The organism is Halorubrum californiense DSM 19288, from assembly GCF_000336875.1.
Taxonomy (GTDB): domain Archaea; phylum Halobacteriota; class Halobacteria; order Halobacteriales; family Haloferacaceae; genus Halorubrum; species Halorubrum californiense.
Genome location: NZ_AOJK01000048.1, coordinates 1 through 26,626, shown reverse-complemented (window position 1 = coordinate 26,626; position 26,626 = coordinate 1). Strand labels below are relative to the sequence as shown.

General features: G+C 56.0%; 24 protein-coding genes and 1 pseudogene. 9 read left to right on the top strand and 16 right to left on the bottom strand.

The window, feature by feature from the left end; genetic code table 11:
* Window positions 1–388: 388 nt before the first annotated feature.
* Entirely contained in the window at window positions 389–1,231 is an 843-nt protein-coding gene (locus tag C463_RS09830; RefSeq protein ID WP_204365871.1) for a hypothetical protein, read from the bottom strand.
* A gap of 76 nt (window positions 1,232–1,307) precedes the next feature.
* Between C463_RS09830 and C463_RS09825 the strand changes: the two genes are divergently transcribed.
* Window positions 1,308–1,943, top strand: a complete 636-nt coding sequence (locus C463_RS09825) for a helix-turn-helix domain-containing protein (protein ID WP_008443274.1) — start codon at window positions 1,308–1,310, stop codon at window positions 1,941–1,943.
* 133 nt (window positions 1,944–2,076) lie between these two features.
* On the opposite strand, the gene C463_RS17745 is transcribed toward C463_RS09825, so the two are convergent.
* From C463_RS17745 to C463_RS09820, 3 genes are all read right to left on the bottom strand, one after another.
* Window positions 2,077–3,723, bottom strand: coding sequence for an ATP-binding protein (locus C463_RS17745; RefSeq protein ID WP_080510805.1), 1,647 nt, complete (start codon window positions 3,721–3,723; stop codon window positions 2,077–2,079).
* A 171-nt stretch (window positions 3,724–3,894) separates the two neighbouring features.
* A complete protein-coding gene (locus tag C463_RS17740) occupies window positions 3,895–5,493 on the bottom strand; it encodes an ABC transporter permease (RefSeq protein ID WP_008443271.1) in 1,599 nt (532 codons plus the stop codon).
* Complete coding sequence (locus C463_RS09820; protein WP_049905791.1) at window positions 5,490–6,320, bottom strand: ABC transporter ATP-binding protein; 831 nt, start codon at window positions 6,318–6,320, stop codon at window positions 5,490–5,492. The genes C463_RS17740 and C463_RS09820 overlap by 4 nt, the downstream gene beginning before the upstream one ends.
* A 251-nt stretch (window positions 6,321–6,571) precedes the next feature.
* Between C463_RS09820 and C463_RS17735 the strand changes: the two genes are divergently transcribed.
* Window positions 6,572–7,543 carry a DUF3592 domain-containing protein gene (locus C463_RS17735; RefSeq protein WP_080510804.1) on the top strand — a complete coding sequence of 324 codons (972 nt, stop codon included), beginning with the start codon at window positions 6,572–6,574 and terminating at the stop codon, window positions 7,541–7,543.
* A gap of 39 nt (window positions 7,544–7,582) precedes the next feature.
* Window positions 7,583–8,278 (top strand): hypothetical protein, encoded by a 696-nt coding sequence (locus C463_RS17730; protein WP_239638883.1) that lies wholly within the window; start codon window positions 7,583–7,585, stop codon window positions 8,276–8,278.
* A 13-nt stretch (window positions 8,279–8,291) separates the two neighbouring features.
* Here C463_RS17730 and C463_RS20310 read toward each other — a convergent pair whose 3' ends face one another.
* Entirely contained in the window at window positions 8,292–9,062 is a 771-nt protein-coding gene (locus C463_RS20310; RefSeq protein WP_449271962.1) for an RNA-guided endonuclease TnpB family protein, read from the bottom strand.
* Window positions 9,063–9,372: 310 nt separating this feature from the next.
* On the opposite strand from C463_RS20310, the gene C463_RS20305 reads away from it, so the two are divergent.
* Window positions 9,373–9,591, top strand: a complete 219-nt coding sequence (locus C463_RS20305; RefSeq protein ID WP_008443267.1) for a hypothetical protein — start codon at window positions 9,373–9,375, stop codon at window positions 9,589–9,591.
* Window positions 9,592–9,608: 17 nt separating this feature from the next.
* Here C463_RS20305 and tnpA read toward each other — a convergent pair whose 3' ends face one another.
* On the bottom strand, window positions 9,609–9,998 hold the full coding sequence (tnpA, locus tag C463_RS09810) for an IS200/IS605 family transposase (RefSeq protein ID WP_049905790.1): 390 nt from the start codon (window positions 9,996–9,998) through the stop codon (window positions 9,609–9,611).
* Between the two features lie 1,596 nt (window positions 9,999–11,594).
* Between tnpA and C463_RS17705 the strand changes: the two are divergent.
* A pseudogene (locus C463_RS17705) lies at window positions 11,595–12,206 on the top strand (zinc ribbon domain-containing protein); the annotation flags it as partial.
* Between the two features lie 30 nt (window positions 12,207–12,236).
* Here C463_RS17705 and C463_RS09805 read toward each other — a convergent pair.
* The 4 genes from C463_RS09805 to C463_RS09790 all read right to left on the bottom strand — a co-directional run bounded on the left by C463_RS09805 (window position 12,237) and on the right by C463_RS09790 (window position 16,492).
* Entirely contained in the window at window positions 12,237–13,691 is a 1,455-nt protein-coding gene (locus C463_RS09805) for an amidohydrolase family protein (RefSeq protein ID WP_008443263.1), read from the bottom strand.
* Window positions 13,692–13,861: 170 nt separating this feature from the next.
* Window positions 13,862–14,485, bottom strand: coding sequence for a class I SAM-dependent methyltransferase (locus C463_RS09800; RefSeq protein WP_008443261.1), 624 nt, complete (start codon window positions 14,483–14,485; stop codon window positions 13,862–13,864).
* A gap of 70 nt (window positions 14,486–14,555) precedes the next feature.
* Complete coding sequence (locus C463_RS09795; RefSeq protein ID WP_049905787.1) at window positions 14,556–14,852, bottom strand: DUF7562 family protein; 297 nt, start codon at window positions 14,850–14,852, stop codon at window positions 14,556–14,558.
* Window positions 14,852–16,492 (bottom strand): NADH-quinone oxidoreductase subunit D, encoded by a 1,641-nt coding sequence (locus tag C463_RS09790; RefSeq protein ID WP_049905786.1) that lies wholly within the window; start codon window positions 16,490–16,492, stop codon window positions 14,852–14,854. Before C463_RS09790 ends, C463_RS09795 begins: the two co-directional genes overlap by 1 nt.
* A gap of 535 nt (window positions 16,493–17,027) precedes the next feature.
* Here C463_RS09790 and C463_RS09785 point away from each other — a divergent pair.
* From C463_RS09785 to C463_RS09780, 3 genes are all read left to right on the top strand, one after another.
* Entirely contained in the window at window positions 17,028–17,684 is a 657-nt protein-coding gene (locus C463_RS09785) for a helix-turn-helix domain-containing protein (RefSeq protein ID WP_008443254.1), read from the top strand.
* A 657-nt stretch (window positions 17,685–18,341) separates the two neighbouring features.
* Window positions 18,342–19,865 carry a DUF6498-containing protein gene (locus tag C463_RS18635; RefSeq protein WP_152422391.1) on the top strand — a complete coding sequence of 508 codons (1,524 nt, stop codon included), beginning with the start codon at window positions 18,342–18,344 and terminating at the stop codon, window positions 19,863–19,865.
* Window positions 19,866–20,785: 920 nt separating this feature from the next.
* Window positions 20,786–21,109 (top strand): hypothetical protein, encoded by a 324-nt coding sequence (locus C463_RS09780; RefSeq protein WP_008443250.1) that lies wholly within the window; start codon window positions 20,786–20,788, stop codon window positions 21,107–21,109.
* Between the two features lie 154 nt (window positions 21,110–21,263).
* Here the strand turns inward: C463_RS09780 and C463_RS18630 are convergent, their stop codons facing one another.
* The 6 genes from C463_RS18630 to C463_RS09755 form a co-directional block, all read right to left on the bottom strand.
* The gene (locus C463_RS18630) at window positions 21,264–21,887 is read right to left on the bottom strand and encodes a hypothetical protein (RefSeq protein ID WP_152422390.1); all 624 of its coding nucleotides are present in this window, start codon (window positions 21,885–21,887) and stop codon (window positions 21,264–21,266) included.
* 605 nt (window positions 21,888–22,492) lie between these two features.
* On the bottom strand, window positions 22,493–23,506 hold the full coding sequence (locus C463_RS09770; RefSeq protein WP_239638881.1) for a CPBP family intramembrane glutamic endopeptidase: 1,014 nt from the start codon (window positions 23,504–23,506) through the stop codon (window positions 22,493–22,495).
* Window positions 23,507–23,835: 329 nt separating this feature from the next.
* On the bottom strand, window positions 23,836–24,462 hold the full coding sequence (locus C463_RS09765; RefSeq protein WP_275039302.1) for an ABC transporter permease subunit: 627 nt from the start codon (window positions 24,460–24,462) through the stop codon (window positions 23,836–23,838).
* Window positions 24,463–24,474: 12 nt separating this feature from the next.
* Window positions 24,475–24,639 (bottom strand): hypothetical protein, encoded by a 165-nt coding sequence (locus C463_RS19665; RefSeq protein WP_008443246.1) that lies wholly within the window; start codon window positions 24,637–24,639, stop codon window positions 24,475–24,477.
* 340 nt (window positions 24,640–24,979) lie between these two features.
* Window positions 24,980–25,291 (bottom strand): DUF7521 family protein, encoded by a 312-nt coding sequence (locus C463_RS09760; RefSeq protein ID WP_008443245.1) that lies wholly within the window; start codon window positions 25,289–25,291, stop codon window positions 24,980–24,982.
* Window position 25,292: 1 nt separating this feature from the next.
* The gene (locus tag C463_RS09755) at window positions 25,293–25,634 is read right to left on the bottom strand and encodes an ArsR/SmtB family transcription factor (protein WP_008443244.1); all 342 of its coding nucleotides are present in this window, start codon (window positions 25,632–25,634) and stop codon (window positions 25,293–25,295) included.
* A gap of 122 nt (window positions 25,635–25,756) precedes the next feature.
* On the opposite strand from C463_RS09755, the gene C463_RS17695 reads away from it, so the two are divergent.
* A partial coding sequence (locus tag C463_RS17695; protein ID WP_008443243.1) for a glycosyltransferase occupies window positions 25,757–26,626 on the top strand: 870 nt, incomplete at its 3' end.

The window sequence follows — 26,626 nt, the reverse complement described above, 5'->3', positions numbered from 1 at the left end:
ATCTTCGACATAGATCATCGCCGATTTCCCGCTTCACTTCCTTTGATTTGACGACCTATCCCGCTGCCTTACAGCGATTCACCAGAGCCAAAAAAACTACTGTAGCAGAATCAGGATCGAAACTGGCCTTGTCGATATCAAGAAATTAATCTATATGTAAATAGTTGAAATAAACGATGCTCTGACGCTGACTTTATTATGTGTATCTCGCACATCGATCCTATCAGTTCCAAGTGTTCGCAAAAGGGCCGTTGACGACGGGTTTCTGGGAGTCCGAGTCATGCCCACACGCTCGGACCGAGCCCCATTTGTGCTGAGGGAATTAGGCGAGACGGTTTATAATCCGGCTCACACAGTCGTTTCCTTCCAATTTTTTAGCTGAGGCAGTTCACATGAGGGCTGGCGCGACGCCGAGGGCGGCAGCCGCAAACAGGACCGCGACGTATCCGGTAGCGACAAAAAACACCACGCGTCGCGGATGGTCGACAAGGCCCCGACGGTGTCCAACTGCCGCGAGGTAGCCAGTCAGCGGCAACAACTGGAGGGCGTGGAGGCCGACAAAGTGCGCTATCCGGAAGTCTCCGACGAGCTGCCAGCCGACGACCGGGACCGTCGGCTCCGCCGTCTCGACGACCCGAGACTGGATTGCGATCATCGCCGCTCCTTCGAACGCGCCAACGACGAACCAGCCGATGCCGAGGAGAATACCCGCGGCGAACGCTGGGTGGACATCGAACTCGTTGGTGCGCGCTTGGACCGCCAGCGCAGCGATCGCGACGGTGACGACAACAATTGTGACGCCCATGACGGCCCCGATAGCCCCGTCGAGGACTGTTGCCCGATTGAAGTGAGAACCGACGCCGCGCGCTGCCTGTCCGCCGATAAGAACGATTTCGATGAGGAGACCGACGCCGACGATCCGGGAGACACGCCGGCGAAAGTCCGGGTCAACCGGGAGGTGGACACCGAGCCAGCCGAGCGTCACGCACACGAGCGCGATCGAGCCGGCAAACTTCGTCGGCTTGAGCCACGCCGGCTCCCCGTTGACGACCATCGGGTCAAAGACGGTGCCGACGGCAAAGGCACCGAACAGGACAGCGTTGATCGTGGCCACGGCGAACAAGACAGGATCACGGCGCCACAGCTCTCTGATCAACGCGGCGATTATTTGTGCCATCATCCGCAGCGTCGTCCGTGCGCTCGTGGCCGCAGCGGCCGACTCGGAGTTCATACTACCGTGTTGCCGGGCCATTCATGTGTGCGTAACCCCAACATGTTGGTACCAGTCTGAATCGGCAGTACCCAGCATGATCGACGCCCGATTTCGCATTCGCCTTCCGCCAGACCTGTACATCACTGACCTGTCGGAAGCGTTTCCTGATGCGACCTTTCGCCTGCTGTCTGGTGTCCGCAGCGGCGCCACTGCGAAAGAACTCGGTGAGGTGCTGAGTCGAACTCCTGGGTCGGTCGCAGCAGCCTTTCGCGAACACGATGCGGTCAACACATATGAAGCGCTGGAACGTACTGACGACCGACTCCTCGCGACGTACGAGACGACCGATGTCGACCTCTACACCTTCATCGAGTCCGGAGGGTTTCCGCCTGAATTTCCGATCAAAGTTCAAAACGGGTTCTACGAGTTCGACCTCACCGGTACTCGCGACGAGTTTGACCGGCTTCGGAAGGCGCTGGAGAGGAGTGGTGCTGAGTACGAACTACTCTCAAAAGTAAACAAGAAGCAGGCAGACCGACTCCTCACACGCCGACAAGAGGAACTCCTCGCCGCCGGCCTCAGAGAGGGGTACTTCGAGGTCCCGAGAGGGTGTACGCTGGCGGATCTCGCCGACGTGGTCGGCGTGGACAAATCGACCGCGAGCGGGATTGTACGCCGGGCACAGGGTCGGCTTATTGCGTGGTACCTGACCGACGTGAAGGTCGAGTGACGAGCGGGTGGGTTCGGCACAATTCTTTGGGCTGATTTGCTCTGTTGAATCCTCAGCAAGGATCCGGATCGGAGCACGGACAATTCAAGACGAAAGTCTCGCGCTCTAGCGCGGGGAGGATGTCAATCGGTGCTCACTGATGTGAGGTGGTATTGCGGAATTGAACGACAACGGTAGTTCCTGTTGTGCCAGCGGACTGGAACGCAAGTTCCGCACCAAGCTGACTGACTGCCCAGTTGACGAACCAGAGTCCCACCCCCAGTCCATGTTTAATCTGTGTTTCGCTCGGTTCAGTTAATAACTCTCGCTCACGGTCAGGGATCCCGGGACCGTTGTCTGCGACACGGAGTTGTGGATCACCCTCGGTCGTGTGTTGTAGTTCGACATCAACCCGAACGGGGTCATCTGAGTGGACGATTGCGTTCTCTACGAGTTCGGTCATCAGGCGGCGTGCAACCGTTCGATAGGTGGTCAGCTGGAGTCGCTCCGGTGCGGTAACTGAAATGTTGGCATCTGGGTAGTCTTCACGGACTGTCGTCGCGACTTCATGAGCGACAGCAGCGATATCGACCGTTGACGGAGCGCCAACGCTGTCAGTCATCACTGCCTCGGTTTCGCGCGCTTTTCGACTGACCGAGGCGAGATCTGCGGCGCTATTTTGAATCGCCGTGCGGTGCGTGTCGCCTTCTATGTGATCAGCATGCGCCAAAATCACATCGAGCTTGTTCCGGGTGTTGTGTCTCAGGACTCGGTTGAGTACAGCGAGTCGTTGTTCACGCGTCCGCTGATCGGTCACGTCTCGAAAGACGACTGTTCTCGCAACCGGCTCGCTATCGCTGTCGCTGGTGTTCCGTTCGACGTCGGAAACTGTAAACTGAAATTGACGTCGACCTTTTGTTGTCTGAAGCGAGACCAGTTCTGTACTGCCAGCTGAAAGGTCAACTCCGGTGATACCATCGACAGCCGCGTCAAGTGGTGTCCCAATCATATTCCGCGTAGTCCAACCAAACACCTCTTCAGCTCTCACATTGGCATCGAGGATGTTCGCCTCCCAATCTACAACGATAACTGCTTCTTGAAGCGATTCGACGACGCGTGACCGCGCGACATAGTCCGCCTTGGGGAATCCCGTCAATACTGGATAGCGTTGAACCGCCACCACAAGGAGGCCTCCCGAAATCAATAGCCCGCCTGTGACGCCATCAACAATTGAGCTTCCGTCGAGCCAGCCACCAATGATGTATGGTGCTGAAATTGCTCCCAGTTGGATACTCACTTGCGCTCTCGATACCCGGTCATGATTCCACCCATACCTGAGGAAAACAACTGCCGCATACATGTACACAGCAAACAGCAGGAACAGTTCAGTCCCGACAAGTGATGCGAGCGAGCGCTGAATTTCTTCCCTCGATGGATCACCTTCGAACGTGACTGCTGCCCCAACCAACGGGAGCGCGAGGAGAACAAATAGCGCTCCTCGAAGCCGAGTGAACCCAGTCTCCCGGCCGGTATACCCGAGTACGTAGACCAGCCAGATCGCGGGGAGAAACACGGCTGGGACAATCTGTGCTAGCGCAGCGAGATTTGACCCAATTCCCCAGGCGTTTGGGAATTCTGAGACCAACGAGAGGAGTGCCCACAACAGGAGGCCGCCGCTCATGAGCGCGAAAGGGACCGCATTCGGCGGGGATCGGTCCTTCGCAACCTGCCATGTTACCCACGCCAGTAGACTTACGACAACAGCATCGATGGCAACTGATGTTACTAATGACAACAGCATTGGTGGAGGTGTGCTTCATCTAAATAGTCACTTGGGACCGGATCGAATCCGGGGCCGGTTGATGTCATCATTACAGCCAGTCACCTCGACTGTTTGACCGATTCATAAATAATACCACTGTGCTTGTTACGTCACTGGAAACACGATATGCTCTGAGACGTATATCTGCTCTTACTGTTGAATTTCTCTACTTCGACCGACGACAGCGGCGATTACGAGAACCACCGTCACGACAGCTATCCAAACTGGCGTCCCTTGCGCGACTGTTTCTGGATGTGTGGCCATAAAATCGAGTGAGTAGACTGCGTTCATTGGCCCGAGATACCACAACGAGAGGAACAGTATCTCAAACACACGTGATGTACCGAGCCAAATCCCGCTCGCGAGTGCTAATGCCGGAACAAAACAGGCGCCGATAACGACTGCGCCAACTGTTGTGAACTTCCCTGCCAAAACAAGTGCTATGAGGACACCGGCACCGGACACGATCGCAACAGATACCCCACCGATGTATGCGGCTGCGAGCTGTCGAAGTGGGTACGGGGTGGTAAATACCAGTTCACTGGTCCGAAAACGTTGTTCCCGAACACCAAGCCCGGCCCATACTGAGAGGCCGAAAAGCCACGCAACTGGAAGGACTAGGCCACGAGCAGTGTCAACCGGCGCAAACAGTCCAGCACCGATACAAACCACAATCCCGAGATACCACCACCACTGCTGTCCGCGTAGCGCCATACGGATCTCTGCGGTTAACATCCGACGGTCTGGGAGCCGGCTCGGGTGTTGTGTGACAGACTGGAGAGTCATCTCAGCGATGTCTCTCGACTTGACATCGGCCGGAGTAGGTTGCTCTGGTGGTGATTCTTTCTCACTTTGAGATTCATCACTACCGACAAGTCTCCCCATTATCCGTTGGAGAATGCTGCGAGACGGTTCGAACCTATCGAATGCCACGACGGCAATGAGGAGTCCGAGACACGTCGCAGCTAGTGTCGGCCCTCGGCTGAGAAGTTCCGGTGCTCCCCAGTCAATCCCATTCCATGTGAACGTCGTCACACTACCGGGATCGCCGGTAAAAGCGAACGACCGATTCTCAAACACGGAGGGGTCAGCACCGGCTGCTTCAACCATACTATTCCGGACGATTGCCAATCCGGTCGGACCGTACGTGACGCCCGACCCTAATGATGTAATGGTGAATACAGCCACTGCGGCGAAAAAATAAAACACAGAGCCAAGTGTCCCTTGAAGCGGCTGGACTGTCTCTGTCAGTATCGCGACTGCGGCGACAAGCGCCATTGCTGGCAGCGTGAGAAACACGAACGGCGAAGCAAGCGCCCAGAAATCGAAGCTGCCGGTCCCGTGAAGTGCGTAAGCAGCGATCGTTGCCAGTATGAGGAGTATCGTCACGAGGGTGAGCAAGACAAAATATCCGAGCCACCGACCGACGAGATATCTTCCGCCACTGATTGGAGATGTGGCCACAAGTTCTCCCACACCCATTTCGCGTTCTCGAGTCACGGCTCCACGCACCAACGTGAAACCGAACACAAACAGCAAGAAGGTGCCCATCGTGGCGACCATCCCACCGAACCACGCCGCATTTTGAACGCCGGTATACTCTCCGGCAACGACTAACTGCGTCGTATCTCCCGTGAGTGATTGCGCAAATATCGCGATGAGGACCGGAATGACGAGGTACTTTGGCGAGCGTAGCCGTCGGCGTAAATCAGCGATTGCAACGTGAACGGCTCCCCGGATGCCAGTCACGCGTTCTCACCCGATGTGGTGGCGTCTGATCCATCAAGTAGATCAAGATATGCCTCCTCGAGGGTCGGCGAGACCGCTGTCGCGTTCTTGGGTGGATCGCCTTCAGTAACAATACGTGCGTGGACCCCATCGCTTCGCCTCGTTGTCGTACTCGTGAGGTAGTTTGATTTGAGCGATTGGAGGTCATCTTGTGAGACGACCACTTCCCACACGCAGTCAGTAACCTCAGCAAGCAATTGTTCCGGCGTTGTGTGAGCGCGCACCTGTCCATCGGCGAGCACTGCCACGTCGGTCGCTGTTGCTTCAACGTCAGAGACGATATGCGTTGAGAGGATCACTATGCGATCGTCTCCGAGCGATGAGAGGACGTTTCGAAACCGAACCCGCTCCGCTGGGTCAAGGCCAACAGTCGGTTCGTCGACGACGAGGAGATCAGGATCCGTCAACAGAGCCTGCGCGATACCGACGCGTTGACGCATTCCTCCCGAGAAGCTTCCAAGCCGGCGACTTTTCGCCTCCTGAAGATTAGTAAGTGCGAGTAAGTCGTCGATGCGTTCATGCGCTTCCCCCCGTCTGAGACCCCGGATCGCTGCGAGATACGAGAGGAATTCCTTGGCGGTGAGATCTGGGTACACACCGAAATCCTGTGGGAGGTAGCCGACATTCTCTCGAAGGGTGTTCGGTGACGATACCACGTCTGTCTCGTTAAAAGAGATCGTCCCTTCTGTCGGGGCGAGATACGTGGTAATGAGTCGCATCAGCGTTGATTTACCGGCCCCGTTCGGACCAAGGAGTCCTAACACACCTGGTCCAATGTCTAACGACACGTCGCGGACGCCCCAGAAATCGCCGTATTGCTTGCCGACGGCGTTGAGACGGAGCCGAGGATCATTGTTTCGGGTTTTGCTTCGTGATTCGTCAGGTGTCGACGTTGTTGAAGGTGGTTCTACGGGGACCATCTGGTTGGTACTGCTACTGTCATCCATTCTATGTCATTCAAATAAACTTCACCCCAGCGTTGCTCCTGTTGAAACGCTCCATCTACGCTTATTCGCTCTCTCACAGAGACCTGATCAACATGCAGTTCACTGTCCGCGGAGTGGCAATCACGGTTACACCAATTATTCTTCTCACACTCGCCCTTGGACTTGGTATCGCGGGGTACGGTGGGTACGATTACGTTCAGCAAACAGATGCTGTCAATAATCCTGTTGCCGTCGAAACAGCTGTCGTCGAGACGGAGCTTAGCAGATCAGAGGGGCGCCGATTTTACTATCGAGTTCGGGTTGAACATACTTACGAGTATCAGGGCGACGAGTACACGAGTAACCAGATATTCCCCGGCTCAACGAAGCCGATTTATACCGTCCGGGATGACGCAGCACAGATTCTTGAGCCATACGAACCGAACACGACTACAACCGCCTACGTTGCCCCCGACAGTCCCAGCAGGGGATTCCTCAAACGGCAGACAACATTTGCTCCGTTCAAATTCATCGGGTTGGGGGGCTTCATAACAGTCTTAACCACGCTTCATGCGATTGGAGCGCGTAATGCTGGCCAAAATACGGGGATCGGTCAAACAAGTAAACAGGAAACGTCTCACCACAACACGGTGTTCGGGGTCGAACGAAACACGCTATGTCGGGGGAGTAAGCGTCTCCTGTTGGTTACTCCAATCGGATTTCTCATTTCACTTGCCTCCGTAGTAGCGCTCTTGTTGAACTCGTCCACAACAACAGTACAGGTCAGGTTGACTGATCCCGTTGGCTTCGCGTTACTCACCGCAGTTCTATCCATACTCGGATTTATTGTAGGGCTCATTCTCTACGGGAGTTGGTCGTTCACCGAGTACAGACGACTGCGGGAGCGCATGCCAGACCAGCGGCCACCAAGTCCGTTCCGGCCCCCCTCACGGCTCATCACAATCCTGTATACCCGTGATGGACTGGATGCCTATGGACGTCGAGTGAAACTAACCGGGTTTGTGTTTACTGTAATTGGGTTCCTCGTCGGTGTTATCGGCTTCGTCCTTGTGACGGCAGGGTGAGCGAATTAACCGGATGAATCATACAAATAGTGAGATTTTGTGACAGAGCAAAACAATCAACATATTTTGAGGGAGATAACTCTCACCGTGCACTCCACGAACCTATCGGCTTCCAAAGAAGTGCATGAGGTGGTCCAACAATATCTCAGACGCGAACGCCCGCTCAACGCGCTTGTAGTCGTATTCTCGGTCTTAATATTTCTCGGTGTATATTCACTGACATCACTGCTTCCGGCTGTCCTTGTCGGAGGTACTCTCCTAGTGGGTATGCGGCTGCCGATTCTACAGTCGAACGGGACGTTCCAGCTTCGAACCGAGGAACGAGTGGATACAGTAATTGACGACTTCACCGGTCCGACACCACCGGTTCTCGCACTCCAGTGGGGAGTTGCTGATGAGGTTTCCGTAGAAGGCGGCACAGCGAGCTACGCCGTTTCGTACCTATTTGGACTCCGAGCGGCTGACGTTACTGTCCGAACCGAGACGTACTCGAACCCAGATGGAGACAAGATGGTTGAGTTAGAGGTGACGACTGACGGCCAAGACTGGGCCACGTACACGGCGACGATCAACGATACGGGTGAACAAACGGCCATTACTGTGACGTACAACTCTGATCGACGATTCGGACTACGACGTGTGCCGCAACAACTAATTGTAAATCAGTACCGTGATGACGCGCTCTCGGCTCAAGGATATTCGGTTGTCGCACGTGACTCACACTTCGGTTTCTGATATCCTCCCACGGCTAAATCCGTGGGGTTCCCCCACTGGGGGTTGAATCCACGAGTAGCGGGAGGTTCGCAGGTTCGTCGTCACGTTGGACGATGACCTGCGTTTCGGGCTGTGCCAGTACAGCCCCCGCCTCGGACAGCGGTCTCTCGAACTTGCCCAAGGCTCGTTTACCGATGTTCAGCGCAGCGTTCTTGTCCGCGTTGTCGTCCAGTCCACACTCTGGACATTCGAAGCGTCCCTGCGTCTCGCGGATGCCCTCGGCCGTACAGCGGTTACACGTCTTCGACGTGTCGTATTCTTCGACCAACTGTACGTCGATCCCCACCTCGTGCGCCTTGTACTCGATGTAGTTGAGCAGGCGGGCGAACGGCATCTTGTGGGTCTTATCGTTCACGTACCGTCCTTTGTCGTTGTCTTCGCGAATCCCGCCAAGGTCGCCCACGACAATGACNGCGAACGGCATCTTGTGGGTCTTATCGTTCACGTACCGTCCTTTGTCGTTGTCTTCGCGAATCCCGCCAAGGTCGCCCACGACAATGACCGCGTTCCGCTCCTCGGCGTCCGCCACGATTTGGCGAGCAATCTTGTGGAGGCGATCGTCTACCTTTCGCGATTCCGCGTCGCCAATACGCTCGACCACCTGCTGTCCCTGTCGAGGTTTCGCCTTCCCAATGGACTTCCGCAACTGCTTGTAGTGTTCGCGGATATGACGAATCTCCTCGCCGTAGAACGTGGTATTGCGGTCGGAGAGAAACGCACAGGTGGCGGCCCAGCGTGCGCCCATGTCGATAGCCAGCACGTCGTCGTACTCATCAGCCACGGTCACAGACCGTTTGACGACGAGATGGACGTACCAGTCACCGTCACGGCGCACTAACTCGCTGTCCCGAATGTCACCCTCACGGACGAGTTGTTCGTCCTTTCGAGGGACGTGAGCAGGACACCAGATGGAGTTTCCGCGTCCCCGTTCGGAGTCGTAGACGGGGACTTTGACCCACNACGTGAGCAGGACACCAGATGGAGTTTCCGCGTCCCCGTTCGGAGTCGTAGACGGGGACTTTGACCCACCACGACGAGAGAACTGTCTCCTCGTCGTGAGCCACGTCGAACACGTCGTTGCGGAGTACGACGGGCTGTTCGGTATCTGGGTTCGGGTCTTTCTGTCGCTTGACTTTCGACGCCTGCTGGTCGGTCGCAGAGTAGAGATCGGCGTCTCCGCCGTGTACCTTGATCTGGAACGCCTCGTACTCACGGGCGAGCAGGTCGGCTTTCCTGTTGGTCAGCGAGTGGAGCTTGACCCGCACCGTAGTTGAAACGTTCCGTTGCATGACTACTCACCTGCTTGGGCGTCGATGTACTCCTCGATGACCTCGCTGGATACATCGCCCGCACTTGAGACGAAGTACGAGCGAGTCCACAGCGACGGGAGGCCAAAGTCGAACTCGTCCCGAAGTCGGCGCGAGGAGTAGCCCTTGATTTGTTGCATTATTTTGTTCGGAGCGAGCGTCGGGTCGCCCGTGGTGAACAGGTGTACGTGGTCGGGGCGGATCGCCAGCTCGAGGATATCTAAACCGAGTTCGTCAGCTTTCTCCTCGATGAGTTCTTCAAGACGGCCACGTACCTCGCCCTCAAGTACCGATTTGCGATACTTCGGACACCAGATGAAGTGGTACTGGAGTTTGTGGACGTTGGTACGTTCCCTGTCGAACCCACGAGGCATCGCCAGTATATAGAAACCACTCATCTAAAGATATTACGCAAACATCCAACCCCAACCGTGGCTATGAATGTGGATTGGTTCCCAGTTGTTGGCTCCATCCCACCCCTGAAGGGGTGGGCTTTCGCCTCGCTACCGCTGTAATTACCAATGAAAACCCCCGATTTAGGTCGTTTCAAGCCCAGAAACGTGGCTCTCCAGACTATTATTTCCTATGCGTATGAACATCTATGCCACCACGGTCAGATAATATGACTGAAAACAGCCGTAGCGAGCCACTCCAATTCAGTTTTAGTGCTTTTTGGGCAACCGCATTTGTCGCGCTACTATTCGTACACAATGAGGTCCATGAGATTTCACATACCGGAGTTGGCCGGTTGATCTGTGAAGCCTGGGGTCCACGGAATTTCAACACTTGGCGGCTTGCGTGTCGAGAAACGCCCGAAATTGTCTTAGCACCAATTGCCGGCCTCATTTTTACGTATGGGCTGATGTGGATTGGATATTATATCATAAAAGCGCTCGACAGCCCGTCGAAAAAGTCGATCGGCCTGTGTCTCATTTTTGCGGCAATGCCTTTCGGCCGAATATACACAGTCGCACAGTCTGGTGGCGATGAGATGATCATCCTTCGAGGTGTTTTTCCAGAAATGAACTCGCTTCTCCGCCTAGCGATCGGACTGAGTATCGTGTTGGCGTGTATACTCCCACCATTACACAGAGCTTTCGTGACNGTTTTTCCAGAAATGAACTCGCTTCTCCGCCTAGCGATCGGACTGAGTATCGTGTTGGCGTGTATACTCCCACCATTACACAGAGCTTTCGTGACGTTGCCACAACAGCGGCGGTTATTGACTTTCGCGGGCTTTCTGCTGGTTCCGTACGTATTGTTCGAGATTATTGTCTTGAGAGTCGCTAACCCACTATTGGAACAGGGCGTCTTAGCGAGTACGGGAGTTCTCGGATCACCGCTATTTGTGAATGTCTGGACCGGATTCTGGGTACTCGTGTTGATTTTGTCTTGGCGGCATCTCCCGACTATTCTCGTATCTCACGACGGAGCAGAAGGGAGACATCACTAACCTGTTTTCAGGTCACTTCTACATACAAAGACTCCACTTAGACGTTCAGCTTGGTGGTCAGTCCACAATCTGAGATGCCTACTATAATCTACTTTCAATAGTTCCGGACTCGTCACAGTTGTATCTCACTGAGAAACACCCCCTTAGCCGCTATCAGCCTTGATATAAAATAGCGATGTATGTCACAGCAAGCAAGACTGCTCCAGAATCAACTCTTCCGCTTAGGAATCCCCGCAATAACATCGTTGATCGTGGCTGGAGTTGCTCTCCGTATTGTCGAGGATCAAACTCTACAAATCGTGATGCTGTTAGTAGCGGCGTTTGATCTCGTTGTTACCCCACAGATACTGAGACGATCTGCCCGTCATGTCTAATGATTGGGCCAGTTATTCTCGCCGGGCGTTTACTTACCTTGATAGAGGCGCTAAGCCCCCTCCTTCAGCGAGTACCGCAGTCCGCCCGGCGGACAAGGAACGCAGTAGGGTGGGGATACAGCGCCGTTATTATCTGTCCATACAGCGAGTCGCGAGGCTCGCATCGTCGGTTGAAAAATGGACGATACAGCAGTGAGCGGATACGACGGCTGTACCGCAAACGGACTCGACAGCGGGACCACGCACAGGATACACTGGTTCGGGACTTGATGGAACGGCTCTACGCCGAAGGTGTCGCTACGGTGTTCGTGGGCGACCTCACGGACGTTCTTTCGACGCACTAGTGCGCCGAGGTGAACGCAAAGACCCATCAGTTCTGGGCGTTCCGGGCGTTCATCGAGCGCCAGTCACACACCGCAGAGGAATACGGTATCACCGTCGAGGTGCGGTCAGAAGCCGATACAACCCGGACCTGCCCGGCGTGTGGTGAGCAGGACGACACCGATCGGGACGGTGACGTATTCCGGTGTCCGTGCGGTCACGAAGCCAACGCAGACCTATGCGCGTCTCGCACGTTCCTCAAACGACAGGCTGGCGAAATTGAAGTTGGGTCGATGGCTCGGCCCGTGCGTCTAAAGTGGGACGACCACAACTGGTCGGAGGTATCACACTCTCCCGAAAGGGCAAGGACCAACGAGGAGCGCACAAACCGGAGTACCGGCGACGGGGAAATTGCCTCCGTGGGTTCGGCATAGCCAACATCCCCACCGGAGGAATCCCGCGCTTCAGCCGCGGGAGGAAGTCAAAAATCCTCGGCCGTACTGTCCCATCGCTCGAAGCAGTGGTCGTGCGGACATCCGTCTGAGTATCGATTTTTCTGGGGGTGTGGTGCCGGCGAGCGATGTCTCCCAGCCGGTACGCGCTTGGAGGCGCTTCCGCTCCCGTCTCGCGGCCGCGCGCACGGCCTCGACGTCCATTGATTTGACCGAGTGCTCCACCATGAGCACCTCACCGTCGACGACGACTGTTTCGATATCTCCTGCGGTCACCGAGTTCGTCAGAACTGACGGGAGATTGCTGAACGGCTGGAGACGCGGGGTATCGACATCGATGACCAGTAGGTCGGCGCGTTTTCCGGGTTCGAGGCTCCCAACGTGGTCGTCGAGTCCGAGTGCGTGTGCGGCGTCGATGGTGAGCATTCTGAGCATGTCGTACGAGGACCATTGCTGAGACCCGTACTCGAAGTTCGACAATAGTCGGGCGTGTTTGGCTTCCTGAATGAGGTCCCAAGAGTCGAACCAGAACGGATCGTCGAGGCCGATAACGACGTTCACATCGAACTCTCTGAGTGCCGGGAGCGGGAACCAACTTTGCGATCCGGCTTGGAAATAACTGTAGACGGTCGGGCAGTGAAGCACGTGCGCACTAGCGTCAGCGATTCGCCGGGCGTCGTCGCGGTCTGCGTGTAGTAGATGGGTGAGCAGCGTTCGCTCATCGAGGAGATCGTACTGGTCGAGTAAATCAAGCGGATCGTCGGCACCGCTCCCTGCCGCCATCGTATCGGCTTCACTAGAGTCGTACAGATGCGTATGGAGTCGCAAGTCGGGGTAGTCAGCCCGAAGTTCAGCGACACCCTCCCAGAGTCTCCGTGAACAGCCGGCTTCACCGCCCGGTGCGATGCTCGCGGTGACACGTCCCTCGTAGGTATCGTGATAGCTTTCGATGAATCGACGAGCAGCTGCGAGTTGGTCGTCTGCGGACGCCGGATTGAGAAAGTCTGCGAGCTCAGGTCCGATCACGGCACGTAACCCGGACTCATCGATGGATTCTGCCCCGAGTTCCGGAGTAAAATCCATCGCGTTGACCGTTGTAACTCCATGTGTGAGCTGCCGTAGGCAGGCGAGTTGCCACGCCGCCTCGAAGAACGACTCGCCGAGTGCCGGTTCGGCGGTGTGGTACAACGCGAAGGCTTCTTTGAGCAACTCACCGCCACCGAGTTCACTAAAGAGGCCTTGGACGAGCGCAAAATCAGTGTGGCGGTGGGCGTCGATGAGGCCGGGAATCACGACCTTGCCGCTGGCATCAATCACGCGGTCGGCAGTCGAGTCTCGATCACTGGGATCAGTTGGTGCGACCGATGAGATGAACCCATCTGTGACTCGAACGGAGCCGTCTTTCAGGACCTGATTCTCTTGATTCATCGTAACGACAATTGCGTCGTGAATCAGGAGGTCAGCCATCGTTCACCACGATTAGTTGAGTTGTAAAAGTAATTCGGGAGGGGAGTCCTCGGCAGGCGAGGAGCATGGACATCCGATCATCCATGTGGGCATCACCAAGTTTTCACTGCTCTCGCGATCGTCAGGGGGCACCCGACGGCTGGCCACTTCAACGGTCGAAAACGGTGCGATCACCGTTGATCACGCTGGTTCGGAGTGATCTCGAACGTAGTGATCGTGCCAAAGAGCCCAGTATTGGTGTTCCGCACATCGAGGCCCGCCTCCGAGACAAGTTCGCGCGGCTCTTGGGTCCAACGACAGCCGGTCTTTTCGTAGTGAGCGTCCGCACGCCACTCTTGATACTTCGCCATTGGGCCGATGTCGCTGCGTCCGTGCTCGACGAGGCGAATCGTCCCGTCCGGTTTACAGACGCGCTCCATCTCGCGCAGTACGGCGACGGGGTCCGGAAAGGTACAGGTCGACAGGGAAGAAATCACCGCGTTAAAGCTGTCGTCGGCAAATTTGAGTTCCTGTGCGTCCATCTCCTTGAGGTTCCCGTCGATCTCCAACTCAGCGAGTTGTTTCGTCGCGTTCGCCAGCATCTCGGGACTGATGTCGATCCCGACCAAGTCAACCGAGTCGGGGAGATACTTGAAATTCGTGCCGGTCCCACAGGCGACATCTAACACTCTCCCCTCGACATCTCCGAAGCGAGCGCGACGATAGCGACCTAAAATCACACTGTCGATCCATTCGAACCGGTCCATCTGGTCAGCGTACTCGTCGTACGATTCCTTGATGTCCGAAACCGACATCGGTCGGTTTGGCGTTGAATCGGCATCGTTGCGGTCGTTGTTGTGGTGAGAATCCATCTGTATGCGTTTCTCAATCGAAGTTCTCGTTGTCGGTCGTCAACTCGCAGAACCGTCTGAGGAACGTCTTGCGGTCGGTTCGGCCCGCATCGGCCGCCAAGAGCGTCTCCTCGAGTCCCTCGCGGTTCTGGTGGCAGTACTCGCGGTCGCAGGGCTTACACAGGTACTCGAAGGTCTTGCCCTCGCGGGTCCAGCGGTCGCCATGTTTGTCGTACTCGCGTGCGTCCTCGCGGTCGAGGGTCTCTCCGCAGGCGATACAGGTCACCTGTTGGCCGGAGTCGCTTCCCCGCAGCCTTGAGGAGGATATCATCACCGATCCACCTCCCCCATGATTGTGTCGAGGCTCCCAAGGGTCGCGACGAGGTCGGGGACGTACTCACCCTCAGCCATCGCCGGCAGCGCTGACAGATTTGAGAACGACGGCCCGCGAATCTTGAACCGGGCAGGGGTCTCGGTTCCGTCAGCGCGGATGTAGATCCCGAGTTCGCCCTTGGCCCCCTCAACGGCTCTGTAGCACTCTCCAGAGGGCTTCAGCGTCCGCGGGACGTTGGCCTGGCAGATGCGCTCCTCGTTCGGCCAGTCTTCGAGAAGATCCGCGCATTGTTCCACGATGGCTGCTGACTCCTCGATTTCCCGTAGGCGGACGAGTACGCGAGCGAAGTTATCGCAACCGTCTTGGGTGACTACGTCCCACTCAAGACGGTCGTAGTAGCCATAGGGATCGTCGCGCCGAAGGTCGTAGTCGATGCCGGAACCACGAGCGACCGGTCCAGTAACTCCGTACTGCTTCGCAACATCCGGTGGCAGCTGGCCGGTATCGACGGTGCGGGTCTGGAAGACTTCGTTGCTCGTCAGCAGGGAATGATACTCCTCAATTTTCTGTGGGAGGTCGTTAGTGAATGCTCGGACGTTCTCGAAGAACTCCTCGCGGGGCTCGGGAATGTCCCAAACGACTCCGCCAACTCGGAAATAGTTGAACATCATGCGCTGTCCGGTCAGGCTCTCGAGAAGGTCTTGGACGCCCTCCCGGTCATTGAATCCGTACATAAACGCCGCAGTGAACTCCCCACTGACGTCCAAGGCGTACATGGCAATAGCTAGCAGGTGCGAGAGGATTCGGGACAGCTCGGCACTCATCGTCCGGATGAGCTGGGCGTACTCGGGGACATCGATATCAGCCAAGTCTTCGATAACGCGAGCGTAAGCCCACTCGTTGAGCAGGCCAGCTCCACCCCAATCCCACCGGTCAGGATAGGGCATGATCTGGTGGCGATAGGTGCCCCGCTGGCACATCTGTTCCTCGCATCGGTGGATGTAGCCGATGTCTGGTTCGATGTCCGCCACCTGCTCGCCATCGAGGACCGCCTTCAGATGGAGCACACCATGTGTCGACGGATGATGCGGCCCGATATTGAGGAACATCGTGTCACCCTGCCGAACATCGTCTTTCAGCGGGTTAGCGTGTTCACGAAGAGAGGCGATCTGTGGCTGAGTCTGGTCGTAGTCCGTCCGTAGCGGGTGGCCCTGCCACGTCTCCGGAAGCAGAATTCGTTGAAGATTCGGGTGGTCATCGTACTCGATACCTACGAGATCGTAGGCCTCCCGTTCGTGCCACTCGGCCGTCCGGTAAACCGGGGTGGCCGACTCGCTGACCGGATCGTCTTTGATTGTCGGGACCACGACGGACAACTCTCGCGTTCGGTCGTCGTAGCTGGTGAGGTGATAGACTGTCTCAAAACGGTCGTCGTACTCTTGGGCAGTCACACACGAACAGTGGTCGAGTCCTACCTCGGAGCGAAGTCTCGAAAGAACCGTCTGTACGTGGTCTGCCCGAATCACGAGTGCGGGAGCGTTCACGTGTGAATCATGCCTGACGACGGCGTCATCCGGGAGGGCTGTGACCACCTCGTTTATCGGTTGGTCGGTGGTCGAGCGTTTCTGCCGTTGCATTGTCTACACGATACTAGTTCCTCGCGTAGCGCAGTAGGCACGCTGCCTCATCTGTGGCGTTGTTTATACGCTGAACAGGCACATTACCACGGCGTTCAGGCCATGGATACGCGTCGTCACTTAGGAGAAAATCCACGCACCATACCCCCTTGAGTTTCAGAAGAACGGCGTTTAACTGACAAGCAATCCTATTTGTAGGTGGGAATCGGTCGGAACGGAGCGGATTCCGAACCGGCCTACGGAGGCAGCCTGTCCACCCAGTAACGAGGTAGTATACAAAAAGGTAGTCGGTGGACGCATATGCTTGAATCGTGTGCTGATATGCTGACTGGTTAAAACGAATCAGAAGATACCCCCGAGTCCATTGACATCTGCTGGCGTCCCGGTACAAAAACAACACCCGGACGCCCCACAAGGTTGAGCATAGGTGTAAACCCGAAACTCCCACCGCTCGGGATTCCTCCGCATTTACCCGGAGGAGGATGTCAAGTGGGATATCCGTGGTTGTTTAATTCCGCGCATATCTAGCTCTTGTATGCGATATCTCACAGTGCTAATCAAACCAAATGGGGGGAAGGCGTTCCATCCACTCGGGAAAGAACTTACACGCGACCCGTCTATCGAACGGAGGGCCATTCATCATATCGAACTGCTCGACGATGATACCGTACTCCTATTCGCCGAGGCGAGCGGCAGTAAGGAACGATACAAACAGATCATGGAAGAGTCTCCGCTTGTCAGCAGTTATCTCACCGCCGGAGATGACCGGTGGATGGCTGTAAGTCAGTTCGAACCGACGGAACCGATTCGCCGCTCCCTCGAACTACAACGCGAATCGCTTCTGGTAATCGAAACGCCGATTCACTTCACGTCTGATAATAATATCAAAATTACATACATTGGAACCAACGAAACGTTCAGCAGACTGTACGAGTATGCTGACGAAATGGATCAACTCGCGTTTGACATCCTCAAGATGGGTGACTACAACGCTAATAGATCATCGTTCAACAGGATGATCACATCCAGACAAGAAGAAGTGCTTGAAGTAGCAGTCGAGTTGGGGTACTACAGCGACCCCCGCCAAGCGTCTCTCGAAGACATTGGAGAAGCCATTGGTATCTCTCCCGGAACAGTCGGTGAGCACCTTCGGAAAGCCGAAGAACGTGTGTTCACCGAACTCGTTCACTGACCGCCTCGCAAGACACCCAAACCGATGCTACCCAGAAGGAGACGGTTGAAACGTATTCGTATTGAAACCACAGTACTCGGCGATCGGTGTTGTGACAGAGAGCCAAAAATCTCCACTCCGGAGAGCCAAACAGAGCTACTCCTCCCCAGAGCGGTCAGCGGCGTGGTGTATACGGCTACCTCCTGAATATGAGGCGGTACCGTCTGGATGTCTGGATAATTAGATTAACGCCACTCGTTGGTTCTGTATTATTAGCCAATAACTACATCTTGAACCACCACACAAACATAACGGAAGACAAAGTGATGTACGTAGGGCATGTAGTCTACCCGCTCGTATTGGCTAGTACAAACATTGTGATGGGCTTGGGGCTCTATTACCTAGCTGAACCGGTTCTTGCGGCTTTGCTCGTCATGATCGGGATTCTTGTCATGCTCGCCTCAGCGGGAGGCACTCTCAAGCAACACCTCCCTGTACACAGCGATCAGTCCTGATTCGTTTTTTCATGGCTCACACTGCGAATTTGATACCGCGACGGCGGAGTGAGATAACGGTCACAGCCACTTTCGAGTACCCAGACGTGCTTGCGAGTACCTCTCAGCAGACACTCCATGCTCGAGGGGCCGGTAGCGAGTCAGCCAGCAACATCAGTCAACGATGAACACAACAGCACCGTCTGACAACACACGAGACAGCCGTATCCCAGATCCAGAACTGGCGGCACTTATCATCGCAAATCTGGTCCCTATCGTGGGGATAGTCGCTTTCGATCTATCTGTGTTAGGACTGCTGACGCTGTACTGGCTCGAGTTCGGCGTTGTTTGCTTCTGGGCTGTCGTTCGGGCATTGTTCGCTGGGCGGCCAGTAGAGCGAGACAAAGACCCACTTGTGTTAGGAGCACTCGATGAAAAGGGGGCTTCAATTCCGATCCCAGTAGTTGATGCCGACATTCAGGTGATGTCGATTCCGACACTGCTGTTCGTGACTCCGTTCCTCGTTGGATTGTGGATCTTTGTCGGTGCGCTAGTTGTTGGGCCTGCGGCGACTGTGAATCCGGCTGCTGAGTTGTCAGCGTGGATTGTCGCTGGTGCGTTTGGAATCTTTCTTGCAGAGGGATGGCGGACAATCACTACCTACTTTCGGGATGACGGGTATCAAGATCACAACGTCGCCACGGCCCTCCAAAGCGTTCTGACTGAGGGCGCAACAGTACTCATTGCGAGTGTCGTCGCGCTGCTCGCCGCAGCCGTCTTTGTTACCAACGGCGGAAGTGGGGCGGGTACTCGGACAATCGAACGTGTCGCGACTGGGCCACTCGTTATTGTCGTCGTCTCAATCAGACTCCTCACCGACCTTGCCGGGTACTACTATGACGGTCGTCTCGGTGCTGGACTGTGGTCACTTGTTGGTCGCGGAGACGAATACACTCCCCCAAATGCTGAGACGATCGAAACAACGCTGTCAGGAACTCCGACAGTACTCCGCCCATCACTTCTTGGACGACTGATTCCCACCACATCACACTTCAGAGAACATCCCGGGCCGTGGCTACTCTCGCCGCTCGCCTTTCTCGCCGCGTCAGTCGCCGTATCCGACGGATCCATCCGAATCGCAGTTGGATTCGTAGTTCTCGGGATCGGTGTCCCGCTTACACTCGTCACGCTGGACTACTGGGTTCGGTACGCTGGTATTGAATACCAAGCTGATTCGAGCGCTATTGTCGCCACCGACACGCTGTTTCGAACACCTCTCTGGCGGTACGATTCGCTTGATGATAGTGAGGTTCAAGTCGAACGCGACGCTGTCGACGGTTGGCTGGACACCTCGACGGTAATTGTTGACCGTGGCGACCGGCCAACCAAGTTACCTCGGCTTGCTGATCCGACTGCGATTACACGCTTGCTTGCTGAGGCAAGTGAGGCTGACAACAACACACGTGATTGGAACGCTGAGAGTGACAACCAAGACTCGATGATTGACGTTGGTACCGCATTATTGCGGTTAGATAGCTCATCGTCCACTCGGATGTCACTTGTATCGATGGGGCTGTTTGGGGCTGTCTCGCTAATTGCGTTAATAATATCCGCTCAATTTGAAGGCAGCGTCGCAGCCGGTGTGTTCGTCTTCTTGTTCACTACAATCCCACTCGCTTTACTCATTATTTATGCCATCAAGAAGTGACGACGTCCATGGAATCCTTTGTACTGTCTCGCACCGATTTTAAACGCGGAAACGCGACGGTAACACTTTGACACGACCGTTGCCATCTATATCCAAGGATAAAAAATGCGAGCAAAGGAAACAGCGCTGTTGGTCTGGCTGGTGATGGCGTTCGCTATTGGGACAATGATATTCAGTTAGATAATGTGACACCCAGTTATCGGTACCAAGAAATGACTGAGCCGCCCAGCAATGTTATTCCAACAAGTATCAGGACTCCACCCGTGCGCGTTGACTGAGTAAACAGCATCACCCCAGCTCCTACCGACACGATACCGATCATAAACGCTAGAAGTTTCCAGACGCTATTCGGAATCAATTCAACAGCAACATCGAAAAGTAGCTCAAATAGGTCATCAATCATTGTGCGACGGTGTATAGCATCTAGTCATTATGTTGAATAAAACGCGAGGAACTGTTTCTGAAAGAGCAAGGCGTACTCTACGAGAGGCGTACTTCAATACTCCGGCTGTTCCAGAAGCGATGTATGAGCGCGCCTCCGAGATCTATGAATACGTTACTGGGCGGTCCCAGCAGAGACACGAGTGTATCTGTGGAGAAACGGAGTAGCAGCTACGTCGCAAGCGGTCAAGAGAACACTGGCTGAACTCTCGCTCTTGTGTAGAGCCGCGGAAAGGCGATTTGACATTTTGAAGACCTGCTGTCGTCCAGCGATCTGGGTCCTAGTTGGCGTACCTAATTCNGATTTGACATTTTGAAGACCTGCTGTCGTCCAGCGATCTGGGTCCTAGTTGGCGTACCTAATTCGCTGCTGGGTACAACTCAACGACTCCTTTCCGCGTTTCTACATAAGAGCGTGAAATCTTAACCAACAAAACTATGTCAATGGACGTGTTGTTGGTTAAGACAGACGATCGCTGATGTCCCCCAAACCCCCGACGCCGCCGGAAGATCTTCCGACGGATATCGTCAACACGCTCAACAGCTATTCGGCAGCTCGACTCCGATACATCGCCCGCTACGCCGAGGCGCTCGCATCGCACAAAGCCCGTGGCGCCGAGCTCGACGAAGAGTCGGCTGAAGACGAAGATGAGGAGCGACCTGATGATCTCCCTGACGACGTCCCTGCGAAAGCGACGATTACGATCAAGGAGATCAACGATAATCGCTACTACTACTGGCAGTGGCGGGAGGGCGAGAAGATCCGCTCGCAGTACAAGGGGCCGGTCGACTCAGACGAATAGTCTCTGCTAACCCGACGAAATTTAAGCTCCGATAACCATTTGTTTTCAATAGAACCCCACCATAATCCGGCGTTTCAAGCCTTAATAAGCTAATTCACACATCGATAGAGGGGTGTATACGGGAACTAATGCTCCTGTTGAAATCCTCAGAGAGTTACATGTTCACCAAGCACGTAAGCCCAACCCCTTCCCCAAGGATGATTTCTCCGTCCGTATCAGTCAAGCGTGATTCGAGTAGTTCGATGTCCCTTTCGACAATTGCTTGGATTTCTCGGATGGTCTCGGCAGCGTGGTCCCACTCCCCGTTGTCGACGTGGGCCGCCGCCTGCCGAGTCAGTTTCACCCGTCCGTCGGCTTGTTCCCGTACGGTCACGCATACGTCGTCAGAGCGGCTCTCCAATGTGGCTTGGATGTCTCGGATGGTGTCGCACATGTCTGCGATACCGTTCCGTCCTGTGCGTGCGGAGCGCTTGCTGATGGACTCTGCTTCGGCCTTGGTCTGGGAGAGAAGCTGGTTCTCTAGTTCCAACACTTCCGAGCGGGTTTCGACTCCGTCGTCGAACCCGTCGCCATCTGAGTCAGCGCCGCTCGGGCCGCGGGTGTTTGCTCGGTTGCTCCGGCTGTTGTTGTAGTTGGCTCGATTGGGATGAACCGTGTTCTCATTGTAGTCGAAGCAACAGGTGGCTGCGATGGATTGTGCTGTGACCCACGCTTCGAGTTCGACTTCCCCGGAGAGTGACCTCGATTCAGCGGTCACTGTTGGGGTCAGTTTGTACACGGTAGCTCCACTCATCGGTGAGAGGCCAGTGTATGCGCGATGCCTGCGAACGGTGCTGCTGGCGATGCTCCCGTGTTCGTCACGGACGATGCCACTCGATTCAGACACCCACTCAGCCCACCAACCGCAACGACACCGCTCGCCGCCAGCAGCTTTCGGCAGCTAATGATAGCACGTGACACACTGTCTGTGTGACTGTCTCGTCCTCGTGAATTCATACTCGGGTAATGGAGGTGAGGCATTATAATAAGTATTCGTATATTTGAGAGGAAAAAAAAAAATACCGGCGGCTGGCCAACTAGCGCTGTGTATTCAGCACGAGGCTATGGACATCACCGGAACTTGGCAGGAATCTTTTCGGCCAATAGTCAACAAAGCTCGTGGGGCCGGAACTACTTCATGTAGCCCACTCTGATCTGACTTTGTACAATAACCATCCGATTACCGAGACCGCAACAATCGTGCCAATCGCTGTGGGAACAGCGCCACCAGACCCCCACGACCACTCGAAAAACAGGTGGCCGGCGACGGCAATCAGCGCCACGATACCCCCGATAATCCTGACCACTGGTGAGTCCGAGCGTCCTCCTCCGAACATATCTAAATTACTCGCTCCCCAGATACGTTGACGACAGCCGCGACCTGAGGTCGCCGTTCCGGAAGAGAACGTATCCGACGGTGAGCGCAGCAACGCAGAGTACCGCTGCGCCGTTGACTGCCCCGTACAACTGTACGAACTGTGGCGGGCCGGTGAACGCCGGCCGGATCAGCATCACTATTTCGGCAGCCTCAGCGACGTTCGACAGGCCGTAAATGTTGTTCATCGCGAAGTTGACCAAGAAATGGAGGCCGATCGGCAGTGCCAGCGAGTCGGTCCATACGTACGCGGCGCCGAAGAGGAGACCCAACACCATCCGGAATCCGAATGCTCCCAGCGAGCCCGGGAAGTGCCCAATAGTGAAGATCAACGAGGACGCCACTACTCCTGCCACGACTGCGCCGCGGTCGGACAGCCATCGACTCCGGAGTCCTTCGACGGAACTCGTCAGGATGAGGCCCCGAAAGACCAGCTCTTCCCAGAAGGCCACAAACGCCCAATTGATAGTGAACACTCCGAACGCGACGGCGAACGGCAGCACGTTCGCGCCAGCGCCACCCGAGAACAGCTCGGAGACGGTCGCCCACCCGGCGAGCAGACTCACGGGGAGTGCCACTGCCATCCCCGCCAGAGCGATGACACTGCCAGCGCCGACGTCCTTCAGCCACGACGGGCCGAACGCGAGTCCGTAGTCGGTCAACGGTCGCCGGTCGACGTACTTCGCGACGCCAACCGCCACGAGGAGTCCAGTAAGGGCAGCGATCAGGTTGGTCGCGGCTGAGGACACCGACGGCGGGAGTTCGGTCCCCGCCAGCGCCAGCGCCGGGAGTACAAAAATCCCCACGAGTGCGGCCACGTACACTCCGAGGACGCGCCAAAGCGCGCGCGGTCGATTCTCGGTTCGATTCCACAGCATCGAGACGACCTGTCCTGTGATTCCACCGCGACTGGCTCGCCGGTCGTCATCGGCCGACCGGGATACAGTTCGTTCGAAGTTGGTGTCGGTATCTGCTTCGGTCATCGACACATCGATGTACAGACGCATGGGAAAAGGCAGATTCTCTTGGCTTCACTCGCTGAAGCCAACGTGCTTCCGGAGCTACTGGACGGACTTCTTCGGAGAATTTCGACACCCTCTCACGTGTAGAATCTCTATAGGACGCTCCGTTCAATATAAAATCCGGGCCAATTACGGCTGTCGCAACGAACGAGGCCGACTGTCCACCCAGCGTGACGGTGAATGATGTCCACTACTGTGCTTGTTATTCGGGACAGTAGACGCGGCGAATAGTAACTGTAGGTGGTCTGGAGTCTTCCTAGGTGATGTGGCAGTCTGTGGGGTTGTGGGGGTCACTCGATCTCGGCATTCTGAAACCGGAGATATCCGCCCGCGACCGGAACAACGAACCAGGCCAGCAACACCAGCGTCGGGAGCCACGCGGACGCGAACGGGTCGGCAGCCAAGACACTGCCACCGTCAGCCACAGCTTCGAACGCGGCAGTAGCGGCTCTATGCGGCGGGAAGATAGCGAGGAACTGTAACCAGACCGGCTGACTCGCGGTTTTAGCCAGCCCGAGCCAGGAAGCGCCGGCCTGGAGCCCCGCGTAGATCAGACTCCACAGCGCAACGAGAACCATATACAGCCCGACGGCGTACGCGCTGGCCCGTTGGTCATTCGCGCTGGCGGCCGAGATACCGACACCGACCGCGACGAACGATATGCTCATCAAACAGAGGAATCCGATGAACGGCACCAGCAGGCCGAGTCCCCCGCCGAGCAGCGTGACGACGGCCACTGCGGTCGCAACGCCTCCGACCAGCGCCGCGACGAGCATCAGTGACATCCGGCCGATCAGTTTGCCGAAGAGGATGTCGCGGCGAGACGGGGGGAGGCTCAACAGTAGCCGGATGGACCCGGACTGGCGTTCGCCGGTGATCGCTCCCTTCGCGAGAAAGAGCGCGATGATCGGAAGTATCGAGGCTGCGGACTAGAAAGCGAGGTTGAAGACCTCGGTCGTCGACTGCTTTCCGACCACCCCGAGCAGCGCCGTGATACCAGCGGTGAACAGGACGACTGATACCGTGACCGCCCAGAGCGCCTTGGACCGTCCGGCGTCGACTATCTCCTTCCGGGCGACGGTACCGACGCTCATCTGTCGGCACCTCCCCCGACCGCTGGCTTGGCAGATACATCGCCGGTAGTTTCGGTCGTGTAGTTAGCAAACATCTCCTCAAGTGAGGGATCCTCCGTGCGGATGTCGGTCACTGTCGTCTGCTCCTGAACCCGGTCGGACGGACCCCCAAGGATTTTGACCCCACCAGATGGGGGAATGTGTATACAAGTCCAGTATGAACGCAAGGCCAGTGTTGACGCCGCCGCGGTCGTCTATTCTGCTCGCGCCTCAAACGGGCTACACACGAGGATTCATCCAAGACACCACAAGAGCAGTCTCCGTTCGCTGGCTGTCATAGACACGGATATGAGCCGTCAAGTTAGTCCCGACGCGGCGCCCACAACCCGTAGAGAATCAGTCCTAGACCGATGAACTCGGGTATCTGAACAATGATGTTGAGAACCGGAGTTGGAAGCTCTAACAAGTAAATGAGTACCAGACCCAGCGGAGCCTGAACGAACAACACTAGCATGAACCCGATCGCGATGTATAGCATCGGACGGCTCTGGTTTTGCCGGTATGCAGCGTAGGCGAGGTAGCTAATCGCCAATCCGAGGATCATAGGGATCAGTTCACTCGCCTGACGAATGGTTCGTAACGTGTCGAGATCGATCTGGAGTATGTCAAGCATATCAGGTACCCTCTACAAACTGCGTGAAGCGGTCGACCATCCGGTCCCGACGTGAGACCGTGATCTCGAAGCCGTCCTCGCTGAGATCGAGTTCGATGCTATCGAGTTCTGTCCGATAAAGCTTGTAATTCTTTCCGTCGGTGACTGGTTGGATGTCTTCTGTAACCAGGTCGTACTCGCGAAGACGTTCGAGTCGGCGGTAGACCGTCGGCTCCGAGACCCCGGCGCAGTCGCTGAGCTCTGCGGCCGAGCAGGGCTCTTTCTTGGCCTCGACGAGGATCGTGCGCGCGCACTCGTCACCGAGCAGGTCTGCGAGCGCTTCGGGATCTCGCACGTCGGACACTGTAGGTTGGCCATCTCTCGTTTCGTCAATATAGGTTGTGCCGTCCTGGTCTTTCTGTTTGGCTTCAGTCAGAGAAGTCATAAGAAACTACCATCCATATCCGCGCTCACGTTTCGAGTAGGATGTCGAAGAGAGAGACACGCACCCCGACAAGTGTACTCCTCCCAACGGTTTCTTGGACTGACGCTTGTGGTGATGTCGCCGCACAGCTGGGCTCAGAAGACGAACTGCTCATTATTCACGACAACGAAGATGACCCGGTCTCGGGCCGAGAGGGGCTCCCGGAGAACGTTCGGTTGATTTGTGCTGGCGACCCTATCGGATGTTCCGGGAAGGCGAATGCCATCGCTGCTGGGATGGAAGCCGCCAATCACGACCGTCTCGTCTGGACCGACGACGATTTTTACCATCCGCCCGACTGGCTCAATCAACTCCACCAAGACTACGTTGAATACGGTCCGACGACGGAGCTGCCATCGTTTGTGGGTCAGGATCCGCTTGCAGTCCTATTGGAACCGATTTACGCCCTTGGTGGCACACTCGGGACCTACATAGGCGATCACGCCTGGGGCGGGGCTGTCATATTTGACAAAAGTGATCTTGACGAGCCAAGGTTCCTCTCGGAACTCCGTCAGACGATCAGCGACGATGGACTCCTCGGGGAACACATCGATGTGACTTCAGTTCAGCGCGTACGCAGGGTACCGATGGGAGGAAGTCTCCGACAGACACTTGAACGACATATCCGGTTCAACCAGATTTTCGCAACGCATGATCCAACGGTAGCGAAACTCTCGTCTGTTGTGTTGGTCGCCGTTCTCATCAGCTGTGTTTTCTTTCCGCTCCTCGCAGTGGTACTAACCCTGCTGACAGCCGGTACAATTGCTAGCTTCGGGGTCGGACGAGTCTCGCTACTGCTAACGGTACCAGCACTTGTAGCCGCTGTCCCATTAGGTCTGTATTGCTCTGTTGAATCCGATGACGGCACGGGG

Excerpts from the sequence above, each read along its gene's own strand:
- C463_RS09830 (WP_204365871.1), bottom strand. The coding sequence starts at position 1,231 with ATGAACTCCGAGTCGGCCGCTGCGGCCACGAGCGCACGGACGACGCTG.
- C463_RS09825 (WP_008443274.1), top strand. The coding sequence starts at position 1,308 with ATGATCGACGCCCGATTTCGCATTCGCCTTCCGCCAGACCTGTACATC.
- C463_RS17745 (WP_080510805.1), bottom strand. The coding sequence starts at position 3,723 with ATGCTGTTGTCATTAGTAACATCAGTTGCCATCGATGCTGTTGTCGTA.
- C463_RS17735 (WP_080510804.1), top strand. The coding sequence starts at position 6,572 with ATGCAGTTCACTGTCCGCGGAGTGGCAATCACGGTTACACCAATTATT.
- tnpA (WP_049905790.1), bottom strand. The coding sequence starts at position 9,998 with ATGCCTCGTGGGTTCGACAGGGAACGTACCAACGTCCACAAACTCCAG.
- C463_RS09805 (WP_008443263.1), bottom strand. The coding sequence starts at position 13,691 with ATGGCTGACCTCCTGATTCACGACGCAATTGTCGTTACGATGAATCAA.
- C463_RS09800 (WP_008443261.1), bottom strand. The coding sequence starts at position 14,485 with ATGTCGGTTTCGGACATCAAGGAATCGTACGACGAGTACGCTGACCAG.
- C463_RS09795 (WP_049905787.1), bottom strand. The coding sequence starts at position 14,852 with ATGATATCCTCCTCAAGGCTGCGGGGAAGCGACTCCGGCCAACAGGTG.
- C463_RS09790 (WP_049905786.1), bottom strand. The coding sequence starts at position 16,492 with ATGCAACGGCAGAAACGCTCGACCACCGACCAACCGATAAACGAGGTG.
- C463_RS09785 (WP_008443254.1), top strand. The coding sequence starts at position 17,028 with ATGCGATATCTCACAGTGCTAATCAAACCAAATGGGGGGAAGGCGTTC.
- C463_RS18635 (WP_152422391.1), top strand. The coding sequence starts at position 18,342 with ATGAACACAACAGCACCGTCTGACAACACACGAGACAGCCGTATCCCA.
- C463_RS09780 (WP_008443250.1), top strand. The coding sequence starts at position 20,786 with ATGTCCCCCAAACCCCCGACGCCGCCGGAAGATCTTCCGACGGATATC.
- C463_RS09770 (WP_239638881.1), bottom strand. The coding sequence starts at position 23,506 with ATGACCGAAGCAGATACCGACACCAACTTCGAACGAACTGTATCCCGG.
- C463_RS19665 (WP_008443246.1), bottom strand. The coding sequence starts at position 24,639 with ATGAGCGTCGGTACCGTCGCCCGGAAGGAGATAGTCGACGCCGGACGG.
- C463_RS09760 (WP_008443245.1), bottom strand. The coding sequence starts at position 25,291 with ATGCTTGACATACTCCAGATCGATCTCGACACGTTACGAACCATTCGT.